The sequence below is a fragment of the Micromonospora sp. LOL_021 genome, assembly GCF_048060215.1.
Taxonomy (GTDB): domain Bacteria; phylum Actinomycetota; class Actinomycetes; order Mycobacteriales; family Micromonosporaceae; genus Micromonospora_E.
The window spans coordinates 85,447-108,106 of record NZ_JBHMIN010000019.1 but is presented as its reverse complement, the minus strand read 5'-3'; the positions used below and the strand labels follow the sequence as shown (position 1 = coordinate 108,106).

Annotated in this window: 17 protein-coding genes; 4 read left to right on the top strand and 13 right to left on the bottom strand. The window is 70.9% G+C overall.

Annotation, left to right across the window (positions count from 1 at the left end):
- From ACFHWT_RS15085 to ACFHWT_RS15075, 3 genes are all read right to left on the bottom strand, one after another.
- A partial coding sequence (locus ACFHWT_RS15085; RefSeq protein WP_416595222.1) for an RICIN domain-containing protein occupies positions 1 to 331 on the bottom strand: 331 nt, incomplete at its 3' end.
- 261 nt (positions 332 to 592) lie between these two features.
- Positions 593 to 757: a LuxR C-terminal-related transcriptional regulator gene (locus ACFHWT_RS15080; RefSeq protein WP_416595221.1), complete on the bottom strand. Its 165-nt coding sequence runs from the start codon at positions 755 to 757 to the stop codon at positions 593 to 595.
- Complete coding sequence (locus ACFHWT_RS15075) at positions 747 to 1,211, bottom strand: hypothetical protein (protein ID WP_416595220.1); 465 nt, start codon at positions 1,209 to 1,211, stop codon at positions 747 to 749. Before ACFHWT_RS15075 ends, ACFHWT_RS15080 begins: the two co-directional genes overlap by 11 nt.
- Positions 1,212 to 1,562: 351 nt before the next feature.
- On the opposite strand from ACFHWT_RS15075, the gene ACFHWT_RS15070 reads away from it, so the two are divergent.
- Positions 1,563 to 2,213, top strand: a complete 651-nt coding sequence (locus ACFHWT_RS15070; protein WP_416595219.1) for a hypothetical protein — start codon at positions 1,563 to 1,565, stop codon at positions 2,211 to 2,213.
- On the opposite strand, the gene ACFHWT_RS15065 is transcribed toward ACFHWT_RS15070, so the two are convergent.
- From ACFHWT_RS15065 to ACFHWT_RS15020, 10 genes are all read right to left on the bottom strand, one after another.
- Positions 2,185 to 3,081: a sulfotransferase domain-containing protein gene (locus ACFHWT_RS15065; RefSeq protein ID WP_416595218.1), complete on the bottom strand. Its 897-nt coding sequence runs from the start codon at positions 3,079 to 3,081 to the stop codon at positions 2,185 to 2,187. The two genes, ACFHWT_RS15070 and ACFHWT_RS15065, sit on opposite strands and share 29 nt — an antisense overlap.
- 198 nt (positions 3,082 to 3,279) lie before the next feature.
- Complete coding sequence (locus ACFHWT_RS15060) at positions 3,280 to 3,813, bottom strand: hypothetical protein (protein WP_416595217.1); 534 nt, start codon at positions 3,811 to 3,813, stop codon at positions 3,280 to 3,282.
- A 96-nt stretch (positions 3,814 to 3,909) separates the two neighbouring features.
- A complete protein-coding gene (locus tag ACFHWT_RS15055) occupies positions 3,910 to 9,738 on the bottom strand; it encodes a ThuA domain-containing protein (RefSeq protein WP_416595216.1) in 5,829 nt (1,942 codons plus the stop codon).
- A gap of 247 nt (positions 9,739 to 9,985) precedes the next feature.
- Positions 9,986 to 10,618: a hypothetical protein gene (locus ACFHWT_RS15050; RefSeq protein ID WP_416595215.1), complete on the bottom strand. Its 633-nt coding sequence runs from the start codon at positions 10,616 to 10,618 to the stop codon at positions 9,986 to 9,988.
- Positions 10,615 to 11,211, bottom strand: a complete 597-nt coding sequence (locus ACFHWT_RS15045; protein WP_416595214.1) for a CDP-alcohol phosphatidyltransferase family protein — start codon at positions 11,209 to 11,211, stop codon at positions 10,615 to 10,617. The genes ACFHWT_RS15050 and ACFHWT_RS15045 overlap by 4 nt, the downstream gene beginning before the upstream one ends.
- A gap of 147 nt (positions 11,212 to 11,358) precedes the next feature.
- Positions 11,359 to 14,337 carry a glycine--tRNA ligase gene (locus ACFHWT_RS15040; protein ID WP_416595232.1) on the bottom strand — a complete coding sequence of 993 codons (2,979 nt, stop codon included), beginning with the start codon at positions 14,335 to 14,337 and terminating at the stop codon, positions 11,359 to 11,361.
- 181 nt (positions 14,338 to 14,518) lie between these two features.
- A complete protein-coding gene (locus ACFHWT_RS15035; protein WP_416595213.1) occupies positions 14,519 to 14,917 on the bottom strand; it encodes a TIGR03618 family F420-dependent PPOX class oxidoreductase in 399 nt (132 codons plus the stop codon).
- Positions 14,918 to 14,984: 67 nt separating this feature from the next.
- Positions 14,985 to 16,532 carry a CotH kinase family protein gene (locus tag ACFHWT_RS15030; protein ID WP_416595212.1) on the bottom strand — a complete coding sequence of 516 codons (1,548 nt, stop codon included), beginning with the start codon at positions 16,530 to 16,532 and terminating at the stop codon, positions 14,985 to 14,987.
- Positions 16,532 to 17,209, bottom strand: a complete 678-nt coding sequence (locus ACFHWT_RS15025; RefSeq protein ID WP_416595211.1) for a DUF4956 domain-containing protein — start codon at positions 17,207 to 17,209, stop codon at positions 16,532 to 16,534. The genes ACFHWT_RS15030 and ACFHWT_RS15025 overlap by 1 nt, the downstream gene beginning before the upstream one ends.
- Before the next feature lie 6 nt (positions 17,210 to 17,215).
- On the bottom strand, positions 17,216 to 18,115 hold the full coding sequence (locus ACFHWT_RS15020; protein WP_416595210.1) for a polyphosphate polymerase domain-containing protein: 900 nt from the start codon (positions 18,113 to 18,115) through the stop codon (positions 17,216 to 17,218).
- Between the two features lie 223 nt (positions 18,116 to 18,338).
- On the opposite strand from ACFHWT_RS15020, the gene ACFHWT_RS15015 reads away from it, so the two are divergent.
- The 3 genes from ACFHWT_RS15015 to ACFHWT_RS15005 are packed head-to-tail and all read left to right on the top strand — an operon-like array spanning position 18,339 to position 22,642.
- A complete protein-coding gene (locus tag ACFHWT_RS15015) occupies positions 18,339 to 19,094 on the top strand; it encodes a response regulator transcription factor (RefSeq protein ID WP_416595209.1) in 756 nt (251 codons plus the stop codon).
- An 8-nt stretch (positions 19,095 to 19,102) separates the two neighbouring features.
- A complete protein-coding gene (locus tag ACFHWT_RS15010; protein WP_416595231.1) occupies positions 19,103 to 20,674 on the top strand; it encodes a sensor histidine kinase in 1,572 nt (523 codons plus the stop codon).
- Between the two features lie 57 nt (positions 20,675 to 20,731).
- On the top strand, positions 20,732 to 22,642 hold the full coding sequence (locus ACFHWT_RS15005; protein ID WP_416595208.1) for a hypothetical protein: 1,911 nt from the start codon (positions 20,732 to 20,734) through the stop codon (positions 22,640 to 22,642).
- The last annotated feature ends 18 nt before the right edge of the window (positions 22,643 to 22,660 follow it).

Sequence of the window (22,660 nt, the reverse complement as noted above, 5' to 3'; positions counted from 1 at the left end):
CGGACAGGCGGGACTTGAGCCGGTAGTAGCCGCCGCCGGAGTCGACGAACTGCCACTGCTGCTGGTTGCCGTCGTTGCGGGACCACTGGGTGATCCGGGCGCCGTCGTTGGTGGCGAGGTTGTACACGTCGAGGGCTTTGCCGCTGTTGCGGTTGAGCAGCACGTACCACGCGCTGGTGTCGACCGTCGCTGCCGATGCCGCGGTCGTCGTCAGCGCGACGGCGGCGCCGCCGACCACCAGGGCGGTCGCGCTGGCCATCGCGACGCGCGGGAGCCAACCGCGCCGCCGGACCGGCGACGCGGTCGATGCTGATCTGCCAAAGGCAAACATGATCCTCCTTCAGGGGCCGAAGCTGACTGGTTCAGCTGGAAGCAGGCGCACCGAACCGCATCCACCGGCCGCTGCCGGAGGATGTCAGCGTTAACAGAGCTACCGCTTGCCCTGGCGGTACGCCTGGTTCAAGGTCCGACGAGGCGGGCTTGCCCGGTGAGCCGCAGGCGTCGTCGTCCTTGGATATAGACTGTGAGCGATAACATGCCGTTCGTCAAGCCGTAACATGCCGCGACCCGGCTTCCCGCGAACGCCGACTACTCAGCCGGTCGGCCCGCCGTCGAGGAGGGACCGAATCCGGGCGACGGCCGCCGCCCGGTGCGTGACGCCCAGCCGGGCGAACACCGCTTCCAGGTGCTTGCGCACCGTCGCCGGGGCGATGCCGAGCTGTCGGGCGATCTGCTCGGCGGTGGCTTCAACGGCCAAACTCGGCGGTCACCTGGCACTGCCGGGGAGTCAGACCGAGCGCGGCCAATCGCTGCGGGTCACCCGGGCAGGGTCGCAGCAGGACCACATGCGGGCCGACCGCGCTTGGCACCACCACCGCCTCCAGGGTGCCGGCCGCCCCGGCGACCGGATGCGGCGCGGACCTGGTCGCCGGTGTCGCCGGATCGTAGCCGGCGAGCACCGCCCGGACCCCGGCCAGCGGCCCCGCCGGCAGTAACGTCCCGTCGGCGACCAGCAGGTGATCCGCTCCGGCCGCACCGTACAGGTCGGGCTGCCCGGCGGCGGCCGGGTGTTCGTGGTGGTACGCCCGGCGTTGCTCGACGTCACCGTGGTATCGGGCGGGCGGCCGGTGACCGGCCTGCTCGGCGACGCCGACGGCGACCGCAGCAAGACCTGCGGACCGCCGTCGGGCAGGTCGTTGACCCGGCTGCACCGTCCGCAGGCGACATCTACAGCGGGTACGCCGACAGTTGGCGGCTCACCGACGCGACGTCGGTGCTGCCGCACCCAGCCGGGACCGGGACCGACGATTTCACCGATCGGGACTTTCCCGCTCAGCCGACGACGCTTGCCGCGCTACCGGCCCGCCAGCGGGCAGCGGCGACGGCGCTCTGCCGCCACGTCGGCGTCACCGATCCGGCGCTGCTCGCCGGCTGTGTGTTGGACGTCGCCGCCACCGGCGAGCCGGCGTTCACCGCCAACGCCGCCGGGACGCAACGGGCCGTCGGGCGTACCGACGACGACCACCTGCTGGAGGTCGGGGACCGCCGCTACCCGCTACCCGGTGCGCGGCTGGGCGGACGGGACCGACCGGGCAGCCGCTGTCGAAGCCGGCGTGGTCGGCAAGGACCCGGCGGACGCGCTCGGTCCGCGCGACGTACGCAACGTGCAGCTCGGCGAAGGCGACACGGAGTGTGAGTTCCCGATGCAGCTGCGGCTGTCGGCGACGCCGTTGGTGGACGGCCCGGCCCCGGATCTCGGCGTGGTGCAGATCGGCGCGGACGACGCCCGCCACCAGGTGTGGGTGGCCGCCGCCGACACCGACCGGTGGCGGTGGGTCGGCTCCGGCGATGGCCCTACCGTGTTCGACCTTGCCGGCGTGCTCGGCCCCGGTGAGCAGGCGGACCGGGTCCAGCTGTGCGACCCGCCGGCCGATGTCGACGGACCCAGGCGAGGTCGCCCTCCGCTCGGTCCGGCGATCGACGCGGTGGCCGCGTTGGGCATCACCGACGTGGTGGCAGTGCCCGGTGAGGGCTTTCGACAGCGGCTGGGCGGTCGACGTGGCGATCGCCGGCACCGTCACACCGACCGACGCGCAGCTCACCGCGCTCGGCCGGGCAGCCCTCACCGCCGCCGAAGCGACGTCGTGAGCAGCTGCCCGGCCGAGGCACCAGGTGCCGGGACGCTCAGTGGCCCGTCGGCGTCGCGGTGGTGATCGGGCCGCGGTGCAGCCAGTCGACCAGCTCCGGTACGGCGAGCTTGGCCACCTGCTCCTCGTACCGCCGCAGGTCGTCGTCGTCGAGCAGGTCACGCCACTGGCCGGTGACGCCCCGGTTGAAGAACTGCTTCGGGTCGCGCCACATCGCCAGGACGGGGGCGAACTCCTTGGCGCGGTTCCGCATGGAATCGAAGGTGGCTGCCTGCACCAGCTCCGGCCAGCGTTGTTCGGGCACCTCGATGTCGAGCTGCTTGGCGATCGCCCGCATCTGGCCCGCCAGGTCTGCCTTCAGCTCGTCGTAGTGCAGCAGCAGGACGTTGGACCGTTGCCGTTCCGCCCAGAACCCCGACATGTGGTGCAGCATCGACGGCAGGCCGATCTGTACGTCGGGGTGTTCCATCCAAGCCCAGAACCGGTCGTACGCGGAGTCCAGCTGCGGTGGCGCGTCGTCGGTGAGCTCGCCGGTCAGGTCGTCGTTGCCGACCGCCGCGTCGCGCAGCTTCAGGACCACGTTGTAGTCGGTGTTCTGGAAGTGCGCGTCCCAGGACAGGGCGACGTCACGCGGGTCCCGGCCGACCGCGATGTAGGTGACCCCGTCGTGGATCGGCAGACCGTCGAACGGGGTGTGGGTCTTGATGATGCGCCGGTGCTGCTGCGCCTCGTAGAACGCGAACACATCGGCCTGGCTGCGCGTCTTCATGTCGGGCCAGACGGTGATGTCGTCCAGCGGGCGGGGCAGCTCCGGCGTTTGAAAGATCAACAGAGCGCAGATCGTCTGGGTCCACGTCGTGCCGCACTTGGCGGGTGTCGAGATCACGATGTCGCCGTCGCGGAAGGGGAACCCCTCCCATCGGGCGCTGTCCATGATCGCATTGTGGTACCGAACCGTGGGTTGGCGCACCGGCCCTCCAGCCTGAGTTGATCGAGTCGTCCAATCCAGACCGTAATCTCCACAGTGAAGCAATGTCCAGAGTCGAGTGAAGAACCCGGCACCTGACCAGACAGCGACGGGGCCAGCCGATCCGGCTGGCCCCGTCGCTGTCCGTGCTCTTGTTCGTCGCTGTCAGTGTTGTCTGGATCGTGGTCGGCGTACGGCCACCGCCAGGGCGGCCAACGCCAGTACGGCGAGACCGACCGGCCATGCCCAACGCCACCAACCGGCCCTGGCCGTACCGCCGGGCTCGTCCTCGGCCGCCGCGGCGGCCAGATCGGCGACCGGCGGCGCCTGGCCCTCCACCGCCCGTACCTCGGCCGTCGCCGCACTGTCGTACGGCGCCGGAGCGCTCACCGTCACCTGCCAGTCACCCGGGCTGAGCACTGGCCCGCTGGCATAGAAACCCTGCCCTTCACCGGCCGGTTCGAGCTGCAGCGGGCCGACCGACCGCCCACCGTCGGCGGTAGCGGTCAGCACCAGCCGGACCGGCAGGTCCAGCCGGTGCCCGTCCTCATGGAAGGCCTGCACGGTCACCCCGGTGGCGCCGTCGCCGGCCACCTCCAGATCGAGTTTGCCATTGTGCGCCTGCGCGGGACCGGCCGCCGGCAGCACCGCCAGCAACAGGCCGAACAGAACGGCAGCCGATCCACGCGTACGACGCATGGTGTCTTCCTTTCCTGTCTCGTCGACCGGGTCGGTGACCCGCCGCTAGGACGGTGGCCCCGCCCGGCACCGAGGACCGGACGGGGCCACCGCGGATCAGAGTTGCTGGTCGGGGTCGATCCGGGTGGGGTCCTCCGCCAGCCGTCCGGCACCGGTGACCGGCTTGCCGCCGTTCGCTTGCACCCCGGCAGCACTCGCCGTACCACCGAGCCGTTCGATCATGGCGTCGGCGTCACGGATCAGGGTGTCGCGTACGTCGGTGTCGGTGACCAGCTCCGGGTCGGCGGCCAGGGCCTTGAACGCGGTCAGCTGCTGAATTGCCCGCTTGTCCTTGCCGGCCGCCTCCGACAGCCGAACCGCGTCCAGCTTGTTGGACAGCTTGCGGTCCGCCTTGTTGGACAACCGTCCGGTCGACTTGAACCTGTCGATCAGGTTCTGCATGTCCCGGAACGACGTGGTGACGAAGAACCGGACCGTCGAGGTGGTGTCGTTACCCGCCTTGTCGGTCGCGGTCACGGTCAGCTCGTGCAGGCCGAGCGGCAGGTCGTACATCACCTGCAGGGTGTCGTTCGCGTACGGCTGCCCGTCCAGCGTGCCGACGACGGTGTCGATGCCGGAGGTCGGGTCGACCGCCTGCCACGACACCCGTACGTCCTGGCTGTCGCCGTACAGCTGGCCGTCGGCCAGCCCGGAGATCAGCAGGGTCGGCTTGCTGCCGTCGATCTTCACCACCGCCGACTTGAGCGCCTCGACGTTGCCGGCGAGGTCGGTGGCCCGGTAGAGCAGCTCGTGGTCACCGTCGCCAGTCACCTCGATTGGCTCGTCGTACGGCGTCCAGTCACCGCCGTCGAGCGACCATTCCAGCAGCTCGACACCGGATCCGTCGTCGGTGGACGAGAGCACCACCGGGATGGTGCCGTCGTGCCAGCCGTTGTCGTTCGCCGGGGCGAACTCCGCCGAGCTGACCGGCGCCGTGGCGTCGATCTGGAAGGTGACCGACTGGGTCTGCTCCACGTTGCCGGCGGCGTCGGTGGACCGGAACCGCAGCTCGTGGCTGCCGTCCCCGCTCACCGCTACCGGCTCGGTGTACGCCGTCCACTCGGTCTCGTCGTCGAGCGAGTACTCGGTACCCGCCACCCCGCTGCCGCCGTCTTCGTCGGTGGCGGTCAGGGTGACCGCGACCGGCCCGGGGTACCAGCCCTCGACCGGACCAGCAGGCTCGCCGGTCCCGACCACCTCGGCCTCGGTCACCGGCGCGGTGGTGTCCTCCTCCGAAACCTCCGTGGTCAACCGGAAGTAGTCGAACGACGCGGTCTTCGACTCCGTCTGGTTGCCGCTGAGGGTGAACACGCCGATCTTCGGAGTGGCCCCGACGACTGCGCTGGTCAGCGACTCGAACTCGGTCCAGTCGGTGCCGTCCGCCGAGTACGCGGCGGTGAAGACGTCACCGGCACGGGACACCCGCAGGTACCACACACCCGAGGTCAAACCGGTGGCCCCCGGCTGCGGGTTCTGGATCACCGCGTCGATCTCGCTACGGAACTCGATCCGCCGACTGACCGCCGAACCGGGTGAGTTGTCGGTGACGAAGTCCAACTTGAGGTAGTTGTCGTCGTCGGCGTAGACGAGCAGACCGGCCTGCTGGTACTGCTCGTTCAGCAGGCTGCCGTCGATCTTCGTCTCGATCGTCCAGTCGCCCTCGGGCGCGGTCTGCAGGATGAAGTTCGTCGGCCCGGTGTTGTCACCGGTGTAGATGTCGCCGTTGGGCACGTCGATGTACAACGACCCGTCGACGACCCGGTAGGCAGCCGCGTCCTCCCGCACGATGGCGTCCCACCGGCACTTGTCCAGCGCGTCGCCGTCGAACTCGTCGGACGGCTCGACCGGCCCGGCGGGCTCATCCGGCGTCACCTGGAACCAGTCGAAGGCCGCGTCGACCACCGGAGCCTCGGTCCCACCGTTGAGCGCGAACACGCCGAACTGCGGGTTCTCGATGCCGTCCAGCGCGGCCTCGCGGCCGACCGGGGTGAAGGTCTGCCCGTCGGCCGACATGGCCGCGGTCAGGTTCGTCCCGTCGCTGGTCACCCGCAGGTAGATGGTGTCACCTGTGGGTGCGTCGGTGGCGTCGGCACCCTCGTTGCGCGGGGTGCCGGCGGTCTCCCGGATGAACTCCACCCGGCGACTGCCGTTGTACAGCAGATCCACCTTGGCGTAGTTGTCGTCGTCGCCGTAGACCAGCAGACCAGCCTGCTGGTAGTTGGCGGTCACCGGCAACGTGACCTTGGTGGTGGCCTGCCAGGCGCCGTCCGGCGCTGGCTGCAGGACCAGGTTGGTGGCGTCGTTGCGGTCGCCGTACAGGTCACCGACGCCGGTGGGCAGCAGCAGCGTGCCGTCGGCCACCGAGTACACCTGGCTCTCCCGGACCACCGTCCACCGGTCGCGGTCCAGTTCGTTGCCGAGGAAGTCGTCCGACCTCGCCCCGAAGCAGGACGTGTTCGGCGCCTCGACCCGCACCGACACGTACGCCGATGCCGTCGCGCCCCGGGCGTCGGTCACCACCAGGGTGGCGACGAAGGTGCCCGGTGCGGTGTACGTGTGGCTGGCGTCCAGGGTGTCGGCGGTACCGCCGTCACCGAAGTCCCAGGCGTACGTCAACGGGGTGTCGTCCTCGGCGTCGGTGGCCGTGCCGTCGAACGCCACGGTGAGCGGCGCGGTGCCGGACGTCGGCGTCGCGGTGACGCTGACCTGCGGCGGCGCGTTCTCGGTGACGCCTCGGCCGAGGAAGTCCATCCAGTTGACGTTGAACAGCGAATCGGCGCCGCCACCCGGGTCCCGGGCGACGAAGTACAGCATCGCCGCGTCGGCACCGCCGGTGACCGGCGCGGTCACGTCGGTCCAGGTCTGCCAGTCGCCGGTACCCGCGATGTCGGCGGAGGCGACGACCGGACCGTCGACGGCGTCGGCGCGGACCTCGATCCGGCCGCCGGCCGTCGCCGAGGCGACCCGGAACCGGATCGAGTCGACGTTGGTCAGGTTGGCCGGGTCGACCGACCACCAGTCGCCGTCCTCGATGAAGCCGATGTTCTCGCCGCCACCGGCCGGGTCGCTGGTGGTCTCAATCTGCACGCCCGGGTCGCCGCCGCCGGTGGCGCCGTCCACCCGTCCGGTCGAGCTGAAGTACTCGGCCTGCTTGCGCTTGGGCTGCAGCAGTTCGATCGCCCGGCCGGTCAGCGGCGCGGCACCGCCGACACCGCCGTCGTCGGTGTAGGTGGCCTCGAACACGCCGAAGACGTTCGCCTCGGCGCCGTGGCCGGCGGCGAGCTGGGTCTGCACCGTGCCGGAGCAGCCGGTGTGCTGCTCCAACGGGTGGGCGTGCTCGTCGTGGCCGAGCAGCACCTGCAGCTCCACCCGGTCACAGTCGATCTCGCCATCCTCCGGGTCGGTCACGGTGATCGTGTACTCGACCTGGTCGCCCCAGTCGAAGAAGCCGCCGGCCGGCGGGAAGTCGATGGTCACCGTCGGGGCGGTGTTACCGACCGTCACCGGTACGTTGGCCACCGCCGTACGCTCGTTGGGGTTGGTCACCGTCAGCTGCGCGGTGTAGTTGCCGGCCTCGGTGTAGGTGTGGGTCGGGTTGACCTCGGTGGAGGTCCCGCCGTCGCCGAACGCCCAGGCGTAGGTCAGCGTGCCGCCGTCCGGGTCGCGCGAGCCCGCGCTGGAGAACTGCACGGTCAGCGGTGCCTGCCCGGAGGTCGGGGTGGCGCTGGCCTGCGCGATCGGTGCCCGGCTGCCGGCGATGTAGTCGATCCGGTAGATGCCCGAGTCGTCGTTGTTGCCGCCGAAGCCGCTGCCCCACTCGATCAGGTACATGGCGCCGTCCGGGCCGAACTCGAAGTCCATCGGCCGGATCATCTCCATGCCGGCGAGCAGTTCGTTGATGTCCACCAGCTCGGTGCCGTCGGCACTGACCTGCATGGTGTACATCTTCGACTGGTTCCACTCGCCGAGCAGCGCCTTGCCGTCGTAGTACGCCGGCCACTTGCGGTCGGAGGCCAGCTCGGCGTCGTAGCGGTAGACCGGCCCGCCCATCGGCGCGCCACCGCCACCGATTTCGGGGTAGCGCGGGTCACCGCTGTAGCCGTAGTCGACGGTGGCGGCGATCGCCGGCGGCAACTCGGTCAGGCCGGTGTTGTTGGGGGAGTCGTTCACCGGCGCCGAGCAGTCGAACTTCGCGCCGCTGGGGCCGGACGGGAACTGGTAGTCGTTGTAGGCCTCGTTCGTCCCGGTGCAGTACGGCCAGCCGTAGTTGCCGGGGGTGTCGACGATGTTCCACTCGACCAGGCCCCGGGGCCCCCGGTCGGGGTTGTCCGAGTTGGCGTCCGGGCCGTAGTCCGCTACGTAGAGCGTGTCGGTGGCCAGGTCCATGCCGATCCGGAACGGGTTGCGGAAGCCCATCGCGTAGATTTCCGGGCGGGTCTGCGCGGTGCCCGGCGCGAACAGGTTGCCCTCCGGGATGGTGTACGTCCCGTCGTCCTCCGGGTGGATCCGGATCACCTTGCCGCGCAGGTCGTTGGTGTTGCCGGAGGTACGCTGCGCGTCATAGTCCTGGCGCCCGGGCCGCTCGTCGAGCGGGCTGTAGGCGCTCGACTCGAACGGGTTGGTGTTGTCCCCGGTGGCCAGGTAGAGGTTGCCCTGGCTGTCGAAGGTCATGGTGCCGCCAGCGTGGCAGCAGGTGTTGCGCTGGGTGTCGACCTGCAGCACGGCCTGCTCGGTGGCCGGGTCGATGCTGTCGCCGACGACGGTGAACCGGGACAGCAGGTTGCGGGCCACGCCGTCATCGGGTGCGTAGTAGAGGTACACCCAGCCGTTGTCGGCGAAGTCCGGGTCGAGCCGGATCCCGATCAGGCCGTCCTCGTTGCCGGTGAACACGTCCAGCTCGAGCGCGGTGACCGTGTTGCCGGTGTCCGGCTTGATGATCTGCACCCGGCCGTCACGCTCGATGTAGAAGACCCGCCCGTCCGGGGCGATGTCCAGCTCCATCGGGTTGCTGGTGTTGTTGTCCAGCGTGATCTTCTCGAAGCTCTCGGTCAGCGAGGCGCCGCAGTCGGAGTCGACGACCCCGGCGGCGGACTGGATGCCGCCGAGCAGGTGGTCGAGGAACTCCGGTTCGGCGAACGACTCGTTGGTGTGGCCGCCGCCGGTGTACCAGGCCCGACCGCCGTCGTAGTCGCTGCACCAGGCGATCGGGTGGTCGGCACCCATCGCGCCGGCACCCGGGGTGTAGCTGGTCTCGTCCAGGCTGGCCAGCACGTGCACGTCGCCGCGCGGGTTGGTCTGGAAGTTGTACCACTCGTCGTAGCGGGTCCACTCGGCGGGCAGTCCGTCGGTGGACGGGTGGGCCGGGTCCTCGACCTTGACCACGGCGTTCTGGTTGGCCGGGTGGCCGGAGAAGTAGGCACCGACCAGTTCGCCGTACCAGGGCCAGCTGTACTCGGTGTCGGAGGCGGCGTGGATGCCGACGTACCCGCCACCGGCCTGGACGTAGCGTTCGAAGGCGGCCTGCTGGTCGGCGTCGAGGACGTCGCCGGTGGTGGACAGCCAGATGACGGCCCGGTAGTTGGCCAGGTTGGCGTCGGTGAAGTCGGCTCCGTCCTCGGTGGCGTCGACGGTGAAGCCGTTGTCGGCGCCGAGCTGCTCGATCGCGGCGATGCCCGCCGGGATGGAGCCGTGCCGGAAGCCGGCGGTCTTGGAGAAGACCAGCACCGAGTACGGCTCGTCGTCGGCGGCCAGGTCGAAGTCGGCTGGGTCGTCGAAGTCGCCCGAACCGGGTTGGACGGCAGCGGCCGGGCCCGGATCGACCGGGTTGCCCGGGTTGCCCGGGGCGGCCTGCGCGGCGGGGGCGCCGAGCAGGGCAGTAGACAACATGGAGAGCGAAAGTATCGCAGCGGTTAGCGGGCCACGTTGAACGTGGCGTCGGCGGGTTCGGGACACGTGGTCTCCTCGTCCTGGTGAACACTGTCTGGTGGGCCGACCCGCCGATGGCCGTCCCGTCTGGCCCGGTGAACGCGCTGCCACGACGCGATCACCGAGGTTTTGTTAAGCCGTTGGACAAATTAGGGACTGTCGGCTCTGTTTCCGGCAAGGGCTATGCATGTAACGGTTTGATAAACGCTCAGCCCGTGAACCAGCTCGGAACCATCGCAAGGGCGACGAATCGGATCGATCTGCCGACGAAGCAGACCACTGTGAACACGCTGGCCGGCATCCGGGTACCACCGGCCACCACCGTCGTGACCAGCAGCGGAGGCACGCCGATCACGCTGCTGGCGAACAGGGTCGGTACGACGAACGCCGGCTCGTACAGTCGGCGGTGCTCCCTGGCCACCCAGGCCGCCCAACCGGACAACCTGCTGCGCAGCCCTTGCGGTAGCCGGCCACCGACCGCCGGACCGATCCGGCGGAACCATCCGGCCCGCGACCTGCCGTCCGTCGTCCTGCCGTCCGCCGGTGTCGTATCCGCCATCGTCGTGCCGTCGGCCGCTGCCACGCTGGTCGTGGCCGTCGCCTTCCGAGCGGTCCGCTTGTCCAGCCACCGGCGCAGCCACGGCGACCGGATCACCCCCCGCGACGCCAGGAACATGGCGAGCTTGGCGGCGGTCTGACCGAGCGCCGCGGCGACACCCAACGCGACCGGCTGATAGGACGTGGTGGCGGTCAACGCGATCAGGTACGGCTCGATCGGAGTCACCGGCGACACCGCCGACAACGCACCCACCGCGACGGTGGCCAGCAGAACCGCGATCACGAGGAGGCGGCGCGCAGACCCGGAAGGTCGACAGCGAGCGGGATCCGGGCCACCACGACGAGCGAAGCGAGCTTCACCGCGGCGATGGCCAAGGTGAACGCCACCGGGAGCACCGGCGACGGTGCCAGCACCACCAGCAGCACCAGACCGCCGGTGTTCAACGCCTTCGCCACCGGCGACCAGTTGAACCGGTACACCTGGGTGTGCACGAGATGGAAGTAGTTCGGGCTCAGCAGCGGCCACCGCAGGAAACTCAGGCTCAGCACCAGATCCACCACGACGAACTGCACGACGAAGATGACCAGCGGCACGCCCATCGACGGCAGCAGCGGGATCAACGCGGCGGCGACCGCCAGGCAACAGACCCGGTCGCAGACGATGTCGTAGACGGCACCGAACCGGGTCTCCTGCCGCAGCAGCCGGGCGGCCAGACCGTCCGCCATGTCACCGATCCAGTAGCAGGCGATCGCGACGCCGGTGAGTACCGCGCTGTCGCCGACGACGGCCAGCACGGCCAAGCCGACGGCGAGCACGGTCCGGACCGTGGTGATCAGATTCGGTACGTTACGGACCGGCCCGGCAGGCCCGTCCACCCAACCGTGCGGCGCGGCCGTGGCGGCACCGGCGGACGGGTGCGTGTCGCAGGCTCCCGGAGACGTGATGGCCGGCCCCCGCCTTCCTCGTCGACACCGAGTGTGGACTGACAGACGGTAGCACGGCTGGCGAACCGCGCCTCCGAGTCACATCCGTAGCTGAGGCCAGTCCAGCACGTCGGCGGCGAGCGTCGCGACCGTGGCGAGCAGACCCAGCCGGGCCTGACGCAGCTGCGGATCCTCGGCCATCACGAAGACGTCGTCGAAGAAGGCGTTCACCGGCGCGGTCAGCAGCCCGGCGATCCCGGTGAACCGGTCGAGGTCCGCGCTGTGGTCCAGGTCGGCCCGTACCTGCTTGACCACCTCGTGCAGCCGTACCTCGGCCGGCTCGGTGAGCAGTGCCGGGTCGTACTCGGCGGGCACGTCGGCCGGGACGATTCGCCGGGCCCGCTGCAGCGCCTCGGCAAGCGCCCGGAACTGCTCGTCGGCCAGCAGCCGGTCCAGCTGGGTCAGCAGCCGGTCGACCAGCTGCGGCCGGTCGGCGTGCGCCAGCACCGCGCGGACCCGGTCCACCGGCTGGCCCTCCTCGGTCAGCAGCTGCTCCACCCGGCGGGTCAGGAACTCGACGATCTCGGCCAGCACCGCGTCGTCGACCGGCACCGGCTGCCGCCGGGCGGCAGCCGCCAGCCCGGCGGCCAGCGAGACCCCGGCCAGCCCAGGCTGGCTGCGGTGCACCGCCAGCAGCCCCAGTACCGCCCGCCGGATCGCGAACGGATCGCTGCTGCCGGTCGGCATGCCGACCGTGGCGGCCAGCCCGGTCACCAGATCCAGCCGGTCGGCCAGCGAGAGCAGCGCCCCCGGCAGCGACTGCGGCAACTGGTCGCCGGTGCTGCGCGGCAGCTCGGCCTCGAACACCGCCTGAGCGACCGCCGCCGGCTCCCCGGAGTGTTCGGCGTAGTCGCGGGCCATCACCCCGGCGAGACTGGTCATCTCGGTGACCATCTGCGAACCGAGGTCGAACTTGACCAGCTCGGCCGCGCGGCCCAAGGTCGACCGGTCCGCATCGGACAACGCGATCATCTCGGCCAGGTCACCGGCCAGCCCGGCGATCCGGTCGGCCCGGTCCGCCATCGACCCCAGCTTGTCGGTGAAGGTCAACCGGTTCAGCCGGGACCGCAGCTCGGCTAGCGGGGTGGCCCGGTCGGCGCGGTAGAAGAACGCCGCGTCCTCGTACCGGGCCCGCAGCACCGCCTCGTTGCCGGCCCGTACCAGATCGGTGTCGATAGCGCCGTTGGCGACCGCCACGAAGTGCGGCAACAGGGCACCGTCCGCGCCCCGCACCGGCAGGTACCGCTGATGTTTGCGCATCACCGTGGCCAGCACCGCCTCGGGCAGCTCCAGGTAGCGTTCCTCGAACCCGCCGAGCAGCGGCGTGGGCTGCTCGATCAGGTCCACCACCTGGGTGAGCAGACCGGCCTCGGCGGCCAGGTCGACCCGACCGCCGACGCCGGCGGCCAGCTCACCGGCGGCGGCGGTGACGATCGTCCGGCGTTCGGCCGGGTCCACCACGATGCCGGCGTCACGGACCGTCGCCAGGTAGCTCTCGGCGTCGGCCACCTCGACGGTCGCCGTCGCGGCGGTCCGGTGCACCCGGGTGGTCCGGCCGGCGGCCAGCGTGGACACCTCGACCGGCACCACCACGTCACCCCAGAGCGCCAGCAGCCAGCGGACCGGACGGGTGAACGCCAGCTGCGGATCCCGCCACCGCATGTTCTTCGCCGACCGCAGTCCGGTCACCACCCCGGCGAGCACCTCGGTGAGGACCTGCGTCGCGGTGCGGCCCGGCTCGTCGCGCAGCACCGCCAGATGCGGTACGCCGCCGATCTCCACCCGGGCCAGGTCGGCCACCTCGATCCCCTGGGAACGGGCGAAGCCCGCCGCCGCCGGGGTGGGCGTGCCGTCCGGGCGGAACCCGGCGGCGACCTTCGGTCCGCGTACCGTGCGGGTGTGGTCGGGCTCGCGGGCGGCGACCGCGTCGACGATCGCGACCAGCCGGCGCGGGGTGGCCAGCACCCGGACGTCGCCGTGCGCCAGCCGGGTGGCCGCCAACCGGTTGGCGACCAGCTTCGCGACCTGCTGGCGGGCCGAGCGGACCTCCGACGGCGGCATCTCCTCGGTGCCGATCTCGAACACCAGCTGCCGGACCGGGTCCGACTCACCGGGCTGCGCGGCCGGTCCGTCGGCCTGCCCGGCTGGTGCCGGCGGCACCACGCCGAGTGGGTGGCCCAGCTCGTCGCGGCGGCGCACCCACAGCTGCGCCACCTCGCCGGCCAGCCGGCGCATCCGGGCGAACTCGGTGGCCCGCTCGGCGGTGGAGACCGCGCCCCGCGCATCCAGCACGTTGAACGCCTGCGAGCACTTGAGCACGAAGCTGTGCGCCGGCACCGGCAGCCCGGCGTCGATCATCCGTTGCGCCTCGGCGGCGTACAGGTCGAGCAGTTGCCGGTTGGTGGCGACATCGGCGTCGTCGAGGTAGTAGCGGGACATCTCGTACTCGCCGGGGCCGAAGATCTCGCCGTAGGAGATGCCCGGCGCGTACCCGATCTCCTTGAAGTGGCGGACCCCCTGCAACGCCATCATGATCCGCTCGATGCCGTAGGTGATCTCCACCGACGGCACCTCGAGGTTGATCCCACCGGCCTGTTGAAAGTAGGTGAACTGGGTGATCTCCAGCCCGTCCAGCCAGACCTCCCAGCCCAGACCCCAGGCGCCCAGCGCCGGCGAGGCCCAGTTGTCCTCGACGAAGCGCACGTCGTGCGCGGCCACGTCGATACCGAGCGCGGCCAGGCTGCCCAGGTAGAGCTCCTGCGCGTCGCCCGGCTCCGGCTTGAGGATCACCTGGAACTGGGTGTGGGTCTGGATCCGGTTCGGGTTCTCGCCGTACCGGGCGTCGTCCGGGCGCACCGACGGCTCGACGTAGGCGACCCGCCACGGCTCCGGTCCGAGCACCCGCAGGAACGTGGCCGGGTTCAGCGTGCCGGCGCCGACCTCGGTGTTCATCGGCTGGACCGTCAGGCAACCCTGCTCGGCCCAGTACGCCGCGAGGCGGGCCAGCGCGTCCTGCATCGTCAGCACGATTACTCCCCAGATCGGAGTCCCCAGGTCGGAGACGGCCGGCGGGTCGAGCGGCCCGGACCGGCGGCGGATGATTCCGGGCCATTCTATTTGCCCCACCCAGGCCGGCCGAACGGCCGGTATCCTGCCCCGGCCCGCGCCGGCCGGACACGCCGGTCTCACCGACGGCCGGTCAGCCTTTCAGGCCCCAGGCGTGGTAGCTGTCCACGGCGAGCCAGGCCGAGACCCGTGGGCTCTCCCGGCTCGGGTAGGGGTCCCCGGTGTAGTGCCGCGCCAGCAGGTCGATGTCGGTCAGGTCGGGGTCGTCGACCAGGGTGACGCTGCCGTGCAGACTGACGTGCCGATACCAGGACTCGTCGTCCAGCACGGTCAGCGACACCCGTGGATCCGTCCGCAGATGCGCCAACCGTTTGCGGCTGGCGTCGAGATTCAGCAGCACCCGGCCGTCGATCCACCGATACCAGGTCGCCACGGTCACTGGTGCCCCGGCTGGATTCACCGTGCCCATCACCGCTGGATTCGGCCGTTCCAACATCTCGATCAGATGTTGCGGTAGCGGGGGCTTCGCCATCGGCGGATCCTCTCTGCTGACGCGGCGGTTGCGGGTACTACGGCCACTCTACGGTCGGAACCCGCACTCAGACCTGGTCACGCAGGCTTTCGGTGCGCTCGGTGACCAGGGCCCGCAGTTGGTCGAGCTCGTCGGTCGCTGCCTGGGCGTCCTGGCCGTCGACGGTGGTCAGCACGGCGGCCAGGCCGTCCAGCGTGGCGGTCGCCGCGCCGCTGGCGTACATCTGCTGGTAGAGGTCGCGGTACGCGGCCTCGTACACCTCGGTGAACGCCTCGCTGGCCAGGAAACGCTCCTTGAGCGGGTGCCCCATCATCCGACCCCCCGGCCCGCCGCCTTCCTGCTCCCCGCCGCCCGGTGGTTGGAAGCCTTCGGGTGGTTGGAAACCCTCCGGTGGTTGGAACCCGGTGCCGGGCTGGCCGCCCTCCTGTGCGGTGCCCGGCCGGCCGAAGTCGCCCATGCCGATGGCGTCGTGCGGCCCGGAACTGGCGTCACCGCTGAACGTCAGGTTGTGGTCCCAGCTGATCACCGTGAACTTGCGGGTGTCCAGGTCGTAGTACAGGTAGTAGTTGCGCCCCGGGCCGGCCATGTCGTCGAAGTTGAGCAGCAGGTTCTGCGCGGCGACGTAGCGGGCGAATGACTCGACGTCGACATGGTCGGGCAGTTCGGCGTCGAACTCCTCGTCCGAGGCCTCGGACAACCAGCGGATCAGGTTGATCACCGGCTGCAGATCCTGACTGCCGGTCAGGTTGATCTGCTTGAAGTCGTCCTGGTACTCGACCAGATCCTCGCCCTGGTAGTCGAACGACCCGGAAGCCAGCGACTTGTAGAGCACCCCGCTTGTGCCGACCCCGGCGGCGTACTGCTCGTCCGGGTGCTCGACGACGAGCCGAGCGGTGGTCGGCCGGTCGTTGACGGTGAACGAGGTGTACGCGTACCGCTGGGTGGTCATTCCGGCGGTGGCCAGCAGGGACAGCGCCAACGCCTCGTTGGCGACGGCGGCACCGCCGCCCATCCCGCCGACGCGCACCGCGACCTCCTGCAGCCCCTGGTAGCGCCGGCCGTCAACGAACTCGTCGAAGCTGATCAACCAGGGCAGGGTCTCCGGCTCCTCGGCCGCGAGCCCGGCCATGCCCATGCCACCACCGGGCCCGTTGCCGCCCTGCCGGCCGCCGCCGGGCTGGCCTTCGCCCCCGCCGAACTGGCCGCCGGCACGCTGGGCGGTCTCCCCGTCGCGGGTCAGCCCGCCCAGCGTGGAGTTGCCCTTGAGCCGGATGCCCACGCTCGGAATCGTGGTCCCGTCGACGACGAGGTCGGCCTCCAGGTACTCCTTCTCGCCGTCGTCGAAGTAGGCGTCGAGCAGCCGTTGGTAGTCGTCGTCGCGGAAGACCAACGAGAACTCGTGTGCCACCGTCGAGTCGAACAGGTCGACGGCGCCGGCGATGTCGATCGTGACCGGATCCGTCGCGCTGTCGGCCGCGCTGGTGACGTAGGGCCGAATCCGGGTGCTGCCCAGCACGACCGTGATCACCAGCAGGAAGGTCGCGCAGGCGGCCAGCAGCCGGTAGTTGTGCCGGATCCGGACCGGTATCCGATGCCGTAGTCGTCGGCGGGCCATCACAGGTCCGTCTGGTCGTAGCCGGTGAGTACGGTGACCCGCTGCCCGGCGGTCAGCTCGCTCAACGCCGCGATCAGCTCACCTGGTTCGGAACCCTTCTTCAGCCGGACCGTGTACATCAACTCGGTCAACGCTCCGCCCCGGATCGATTCCATGCTCACCAGCTCGAACTCGGAGGTCAGCCGCAGCAGCACGTCCTGGATCGCCTGGGTGTGGTCGCCGTCCGGCGGCATCTGCACCTTGACCACCTGCCGTTGCACGTTCAGCGCGAACCAGTTGAAGCGGTACATCACCACGATGATCAGGCAGATGGCGACCGTCGCGATCACCGCGAGCAGGTAGAACCGGGTGCCGCAGGCCATCCCGATGCCCATCACCAGGAAGATGAAGCCGACGTCGCGGGTTTCCTTGATCGCGTTGCGGAAGCGGACCACCGACAGCGCGCCGACCAGCGCGAACGCGCGGGCGATGTTGGAGCCGACGACCAGCATGATCAACGAGATCAGCATGCCGAGGATGATCAAGGTCTGTACGTACGACTGGCTGTACGAGACGTTGCGGTGGGTGGCCCGGTAGACCCAGCCGATGATCGCGCTGAGCACGAACGACAGCGCGAGGGACGCGGCGATGTCGCCCAGGCTGAACGTGCTGGACAGGTCCTGGAAGGTGATTTCCACGTCGATTCAGTCTTTCGCCGATGCACCGATGGTGAGCAGTTCGTGATCCGACCGGTCCACGACCGGTGCGGGTTCGTCGTCCGGGACGTGGAACACCGACCGGGGTGCCCGGCCGAACGCCTCCACGCTCTGGCAGTACTTGCTGACCCGGACCACCGACAGGTTGGCCTCGGCGGCGAGGTCGGTCAGCCAGTACGGGACCCGCTCGTTCGCCTTCACCTCCATGATCGAACGCGACGGCGGCACGATGAACCGGTTCTCGGCGTCGGCACCCAGGTGGAAGTCCCGGTCGCGGCCGCGTACCCGGGTGTCCAGAGTGACCCGCAGCCCCAGGTCGGCGCCGGACCCGACGAACGCCTGCCGCTGGTAGCCGGTGATCGCCATCGGACGCAGATCCAGCCGGCTGACCAGTCCGAGCACCTCCTGCACGAAGGCCCGCTGCGGCTCGGAGTGTTCGATCATGGCGCGGGCGTCGCAGAGCTGGCGTGCGAGCCGGTACGGCACGGCGATCCGCCGTTTCTGAGTCACCCGGTTGATCCGCTGCTTGATCTCCACGTACACGGTCGTGTCGTCGTCGATGCCGGTCCGGTCGCCGTAGTGCCGGACCCGGATCTTCCGCCGGAACCGCAGACCTTCGATCTTCTCCCAGTAGAAGCGCAGGTCGTCGGTGTCGTAGTAGACGCTCCACACCCCGTACCCGGTGGTCCCGGCGTGGCTGTCCCGGTCGAGCCGTCGGGCGAGCCGCTCGCGCAGCGCGGGCACCGCCGCGTTGTCGACGAGGTACTTGATCTCGTACCGGTTGAAGGCGTGCAACCGGGTGGCGCCGCGCAGGGCGTGTCCGGACTGTTCAGCGCCGGATCCGGCTGCGGAAATTTTCGCCGTCGGTGCCGCCGATTCGGGGCGCATAGGCAAGTCCTCACCTTCAAGTAGGGCGGATTCGGTGCGAAGGTGAGGAAACACCACGCAGATCAAAACAACCTCGGAACGAACTGCGAACTCCAGGTGTACGGCAGGTGCCCGACTGGAGGTATGCGAGGTGGCTGGCTGGTCCGGGCAGCGGCGGGCGACTGACCGCGTACCCACAGCTGGCTCCCAGTCGGCTCCGAGACTCCGCCGGTATGCATGGTGAATGACCTCATCCGCCGAGATCGGCCGGGCAGCCGACGCCGGACCGGACCGGGCTCCCCGGATCCTGGTCGTCGACGACGAGCCGAACATCTGCGCCCTGCTCGCCGCCACGTTGCGGCTGATCCGGTTCGACGTCCGGGTGGTCGACGGCGGCCGCGCCGCCCTGGTGGCGATCGAGGAGTTCGAGCCGGATCTGGTGGTCCTCGACGTGATGATGCCGGATCTGGACGGCTTCGAGGTGGCCCGGACGATGCGCCGGGGCGGCCGTCGGCACGTACCCGTGCTGTTCCTGACCGCGCGGGACGCGGTGCAGGACCGGATCGCCGGGCTGACCGTCGGAGCCGACGACTACGTCGCCAAGCCGTTCAGCCTGGAGGAGGTGGTGCTGCGGATCCGGGCGATCCTGCGGCGCAGCGGTGTCGTCGACGAGCCCGAGCCGACCGACCGGGTGCTGCGCTACGCCGACCTGGAGCTCGACGAGGACGCCCACGAGGTACGCCGGGCCGGCCAGCGCGTCGACCTGTCGCCGACCGAGTTCAACCTGCTGCGGTATCTGCTGGTCAACGCCGGCCGGGTGGTCAGCAAGAGCCAGATCCTGGACCGGGTGTGGAGCTACGACTTCGACGGCGACGGCCGGATCGTCGAATCGTACGTCTACTACCTGCGAAAGAAGATCGACCAGCACGAGCCGGCGCTGATCCACACCGTCCGAGGGGTCGGCTACACGCTGCGGCTGCCCCGGTCGGGCGGTGGCTGATGCGGCACCTGAAACGGTTCCGCTCCCGGGTCACGGTACGGCGGTGGTCGCACTGGACGCTGCGGTCCCGGCTGGTGCTGGCTACCGCCGTCCTTACCGCCGTCGCCCTGCTGCTGGCCAACACGGCCGGTCTGGTCCTGCTGCGGCAGAGCCTGACCGACCGGCTCGACGAGCAGCTGCGGCTGATGAGCCGACCGTACGCCGGATCTGTGCCGCCCACCCTCGACCCGGACGGTCCCCGACCCCGGCCGTTCCCCGGTGCCTCCCTGCAACCGGCCCAGTCGGTCCTGCTGTACGACGCCGACGGGACCATCACCCAGCAGTTCTCCTCGGACCCGGATGCCGCCCTGCCGGCGTTGGACGACTATCCGGCGCTGGTCGAGCGGGCCGATGTCCGCCGCCCGTACACCGTGCCCGCCGCTGACGGTGACGGATCCTGGCGGGTGCTCGCGGTGACCCGCGCCGACGGCGGGCTGGCGGTGGTCGGCGTCTCGCTGCGTCAGGTCGACGCGACCGCCGACACGCTACTCATGATCGACGTCGCGGTGGTGCTGCTGATCCTGGTCCTGCTCGGTCTGGTCGCGGCCGCGACGGTCCGGCTCGGGCTGCGGCCGCTGACCCGGATGGAACGCATCTCCGCCGAGATCACCGGCGGCAACCTGTCCCGGCGGGTCCTCGACGCCGACCCGCACACCGAGGTCGGCCGGCTCGGCGGCGCGCTGAACTCGATGCTGGACCGGATCGGGGCCGAGGTCGCCGCCCGGACCGCCTCGGAGCAGCGACTCCGGCAGTTCGTCGCGGACGCGTCGCACGAACTGCGCACCCCGCTCACCTCGATCCGGGGGTTCGCCGAACTGTACCGGCGGGGCGGGGCGACGCCCGGCCCGGAGCTCGACGAGGCGATGCGCCGGATCGAGGCGGAGGCGGCCCGGATGGGGCTGCTGGTGGAGGACCTGCTGCTGCTGGCCCGGCTCGACCAGCGTCGGCAGCCGGTGCGCCGACCGGTGGATCTGCTCGCGGTCGCCGCCGACACGATCCGCGACGCGTACGCGCGGGCCCCCGACCGCCGCGTTCGGATGGCACCGGCCGGCCCGGTCGGCGCCGCCGTACCCGACCTGCAGCCGGTCTCGGTGCCCGGGGACGAGCCGGCGCTGCGCCAGGTGGCCGCGAACCTGGTGGCGAACGCGCTGCAGCACACCCCGCCGACGGCCGAGATCACCGTGCGGGTGGGGTATCTGCCGGCCGGCGCCGGCGGTGCCCGGCCGGACCGGCCGCTCGCAGCGGTCGGGCAGGACCTGCCGGCGGACGCGCCGTTGGCGGTGATCGAGGTGGCCGACACCGGTCCCGGCGTGCCGGTGGCGCACGCCGGGCGGGTCTTCGAGCGGCTGTACCGGGTGGATCCCAGCCGTACCCGGGCGCGGGGCGGCGGATCCGGGCTCGGGCTGGCGATCGTCGCGGCCATCGTGGATGGTCACGCCGGCCGGATCGAACTGTACGACCGGCCGGGCGGTGGTGCCGTGTTCCGCGTACTGCTGCCCGAGCCGATGTTGTGCCGGCCCGCGCCGGCCCTCATGCTGTAGCCGGGGGTCGGTGCGGTCCGCGGTCCGGCGGCCGGCCAATGGTTGAAGGAGTCCCCGGTGCCACGGCGCGTCCTGACCGGTTACCTCGCGGTGCAGACTGTCCTGGGTGTGGCGGTCTTCTGGGCACCAGGCGCCGCCGCCGTCTGGTGGGGAGCGAGCGGCGTGGTCAGCGTGACCGCGGTCGGGTGGGGAATTCACCGGCACCGGCCGCCCCGCCGGCTTCCCTGGCTGCTGCTGGCCGGCGGCGCCGGGGCGTTGGCGGTCGGCGGCGTCCACTACGAGCTGTCGCGGCGTACGGCGGGTGCGGCCGGCGACGCCCTGTCGCTGATCGCCGACGCCGCCTACCTGGCGACGTTCGGCCTGCTCGCGGCCGGGGTGCTCAGCCTGACCCGGACCACGGTGGTGGCGTTGTGGGACCGGTCCGCTCTGCCGGACACCCTGGTGCTGGTCGTGGTGACCGGCCTGGTCACCTGGACCCTGGTGGTCGGCCCGGCGTTGACCGATGTGGATCTGTCAGCGATGGAGAAGGCGCTGCTGGCCGTGCACGGCCTCGGTGGGGTGCTGGTCGTCGTGGTGATGCTGCGCCTGGCGGCCGCCGCCTGGCGGGATCCGACGGTGATCGGGCTGGCCGTCGGCGCGGCCGGCATGCTGGCCGCCGACGTCTGGTACGCGGCGGCCGAACTCAACGCCGGATGGCAGCCGGGGCACCCGGCCGAGCTCGGCTGGTACGTCTTCTACGTCAGCTGGGGGGTCGCCGCCCTGCATCCGAACATGGCCCGGCTGGCCACGCCGTCCGACCCGGGCCCGGACGACATCGCCGCGATGCGGGTCGGTCTGTTGACGATCACCTGCCTGACCGTGCCGTTCCTGCTGGTGATCCAGGCGTTCGCCGGAGATCCGGCCGAGCTGCCCGACGGGCTGGTCACCGCCGCGGCGGCCGGTCTCACCACGTTGCTCGCGGTGACCCGGGTGGTCGATTCGGTGACCGGGCAGCGGGCCGCGGTGCACCGGGAACGGTCGCTGCGCAGGGCCGGGATGCGGCTGCTGTCGGCCACCACGACCGCGCAGGTGGCCGAGATGGTCCGCCGGTCGGTCGGCGAACTGCTGCCGGCCGGGACCGATCACCGGATCCTGTTCGCCGTGCGTCACCCGGTGGCGGGGGCCGACGGCGAGCCGCCCGACCCGGAGTCGGTGGCCGACTGGCAGCCACAGGTCGTCGTCGACGATCCGTTGCCGGTGGACGCGGCGCGGCGGCGTACCCGGATCATGCCGACCCGGCTGTTGCATCCCGACCTGGCCGACCGGCTCGCCCCGGCACCGGCCGCCCTGGTGGCAGCCCTGGCCGGCCAGGACTGCCACCAGAGCGACCTGGCCGCGCCGGCCCCGTCCGCCGGGACCGGTACCGCGCTGCTGGTCGGGGCGGCGGACGGGGTGCTGTCCGCGAGCCGGGACGCGATCGAGGTGGTCGTCGCTCAGGCGGCGCTGGCCCTGCACCGGATCGCCGCGACCGAGGACGCCGCCCGCCGGGACCGGGATCGGTACCTCAACCTGGTCGCGGGCACCGCCGGCGACGCGGTGGTGATCGTCGGAGCGGACGACCGGATCCGGTACGCGAGTCCGCCGTGCGGCCGGTTGTTCGGCATCGAGCCGGCGGTCCTCGCCGACTGGCGGGACCTGGTGCACCCCGCCGATCAGGCACAGGTGTCCCGGACCCTCGGCGCGGCCGGCGACCGGGACGACGGTTCGGCGGTGGGTGACCAGTGGGTGCTGCGCCGGCCGGACGGCAGCCACGTGCTGCTCGAGGTGCGGTGCCGGGACCTGCGGCGGGTGCCGGGGGTACGCGGCCTGGTGCTGACCTTCAGCGACCTGGCCGATCAGCGTCGCCGTGACTCGGAGCTGGCGCTTCGCCGGATCGACCGCAGCGCACCGGGGCAGAACCGGCGCAGCCTTCGCCGCCGCTTTCGCTGACTATGACAGTGGATGTCG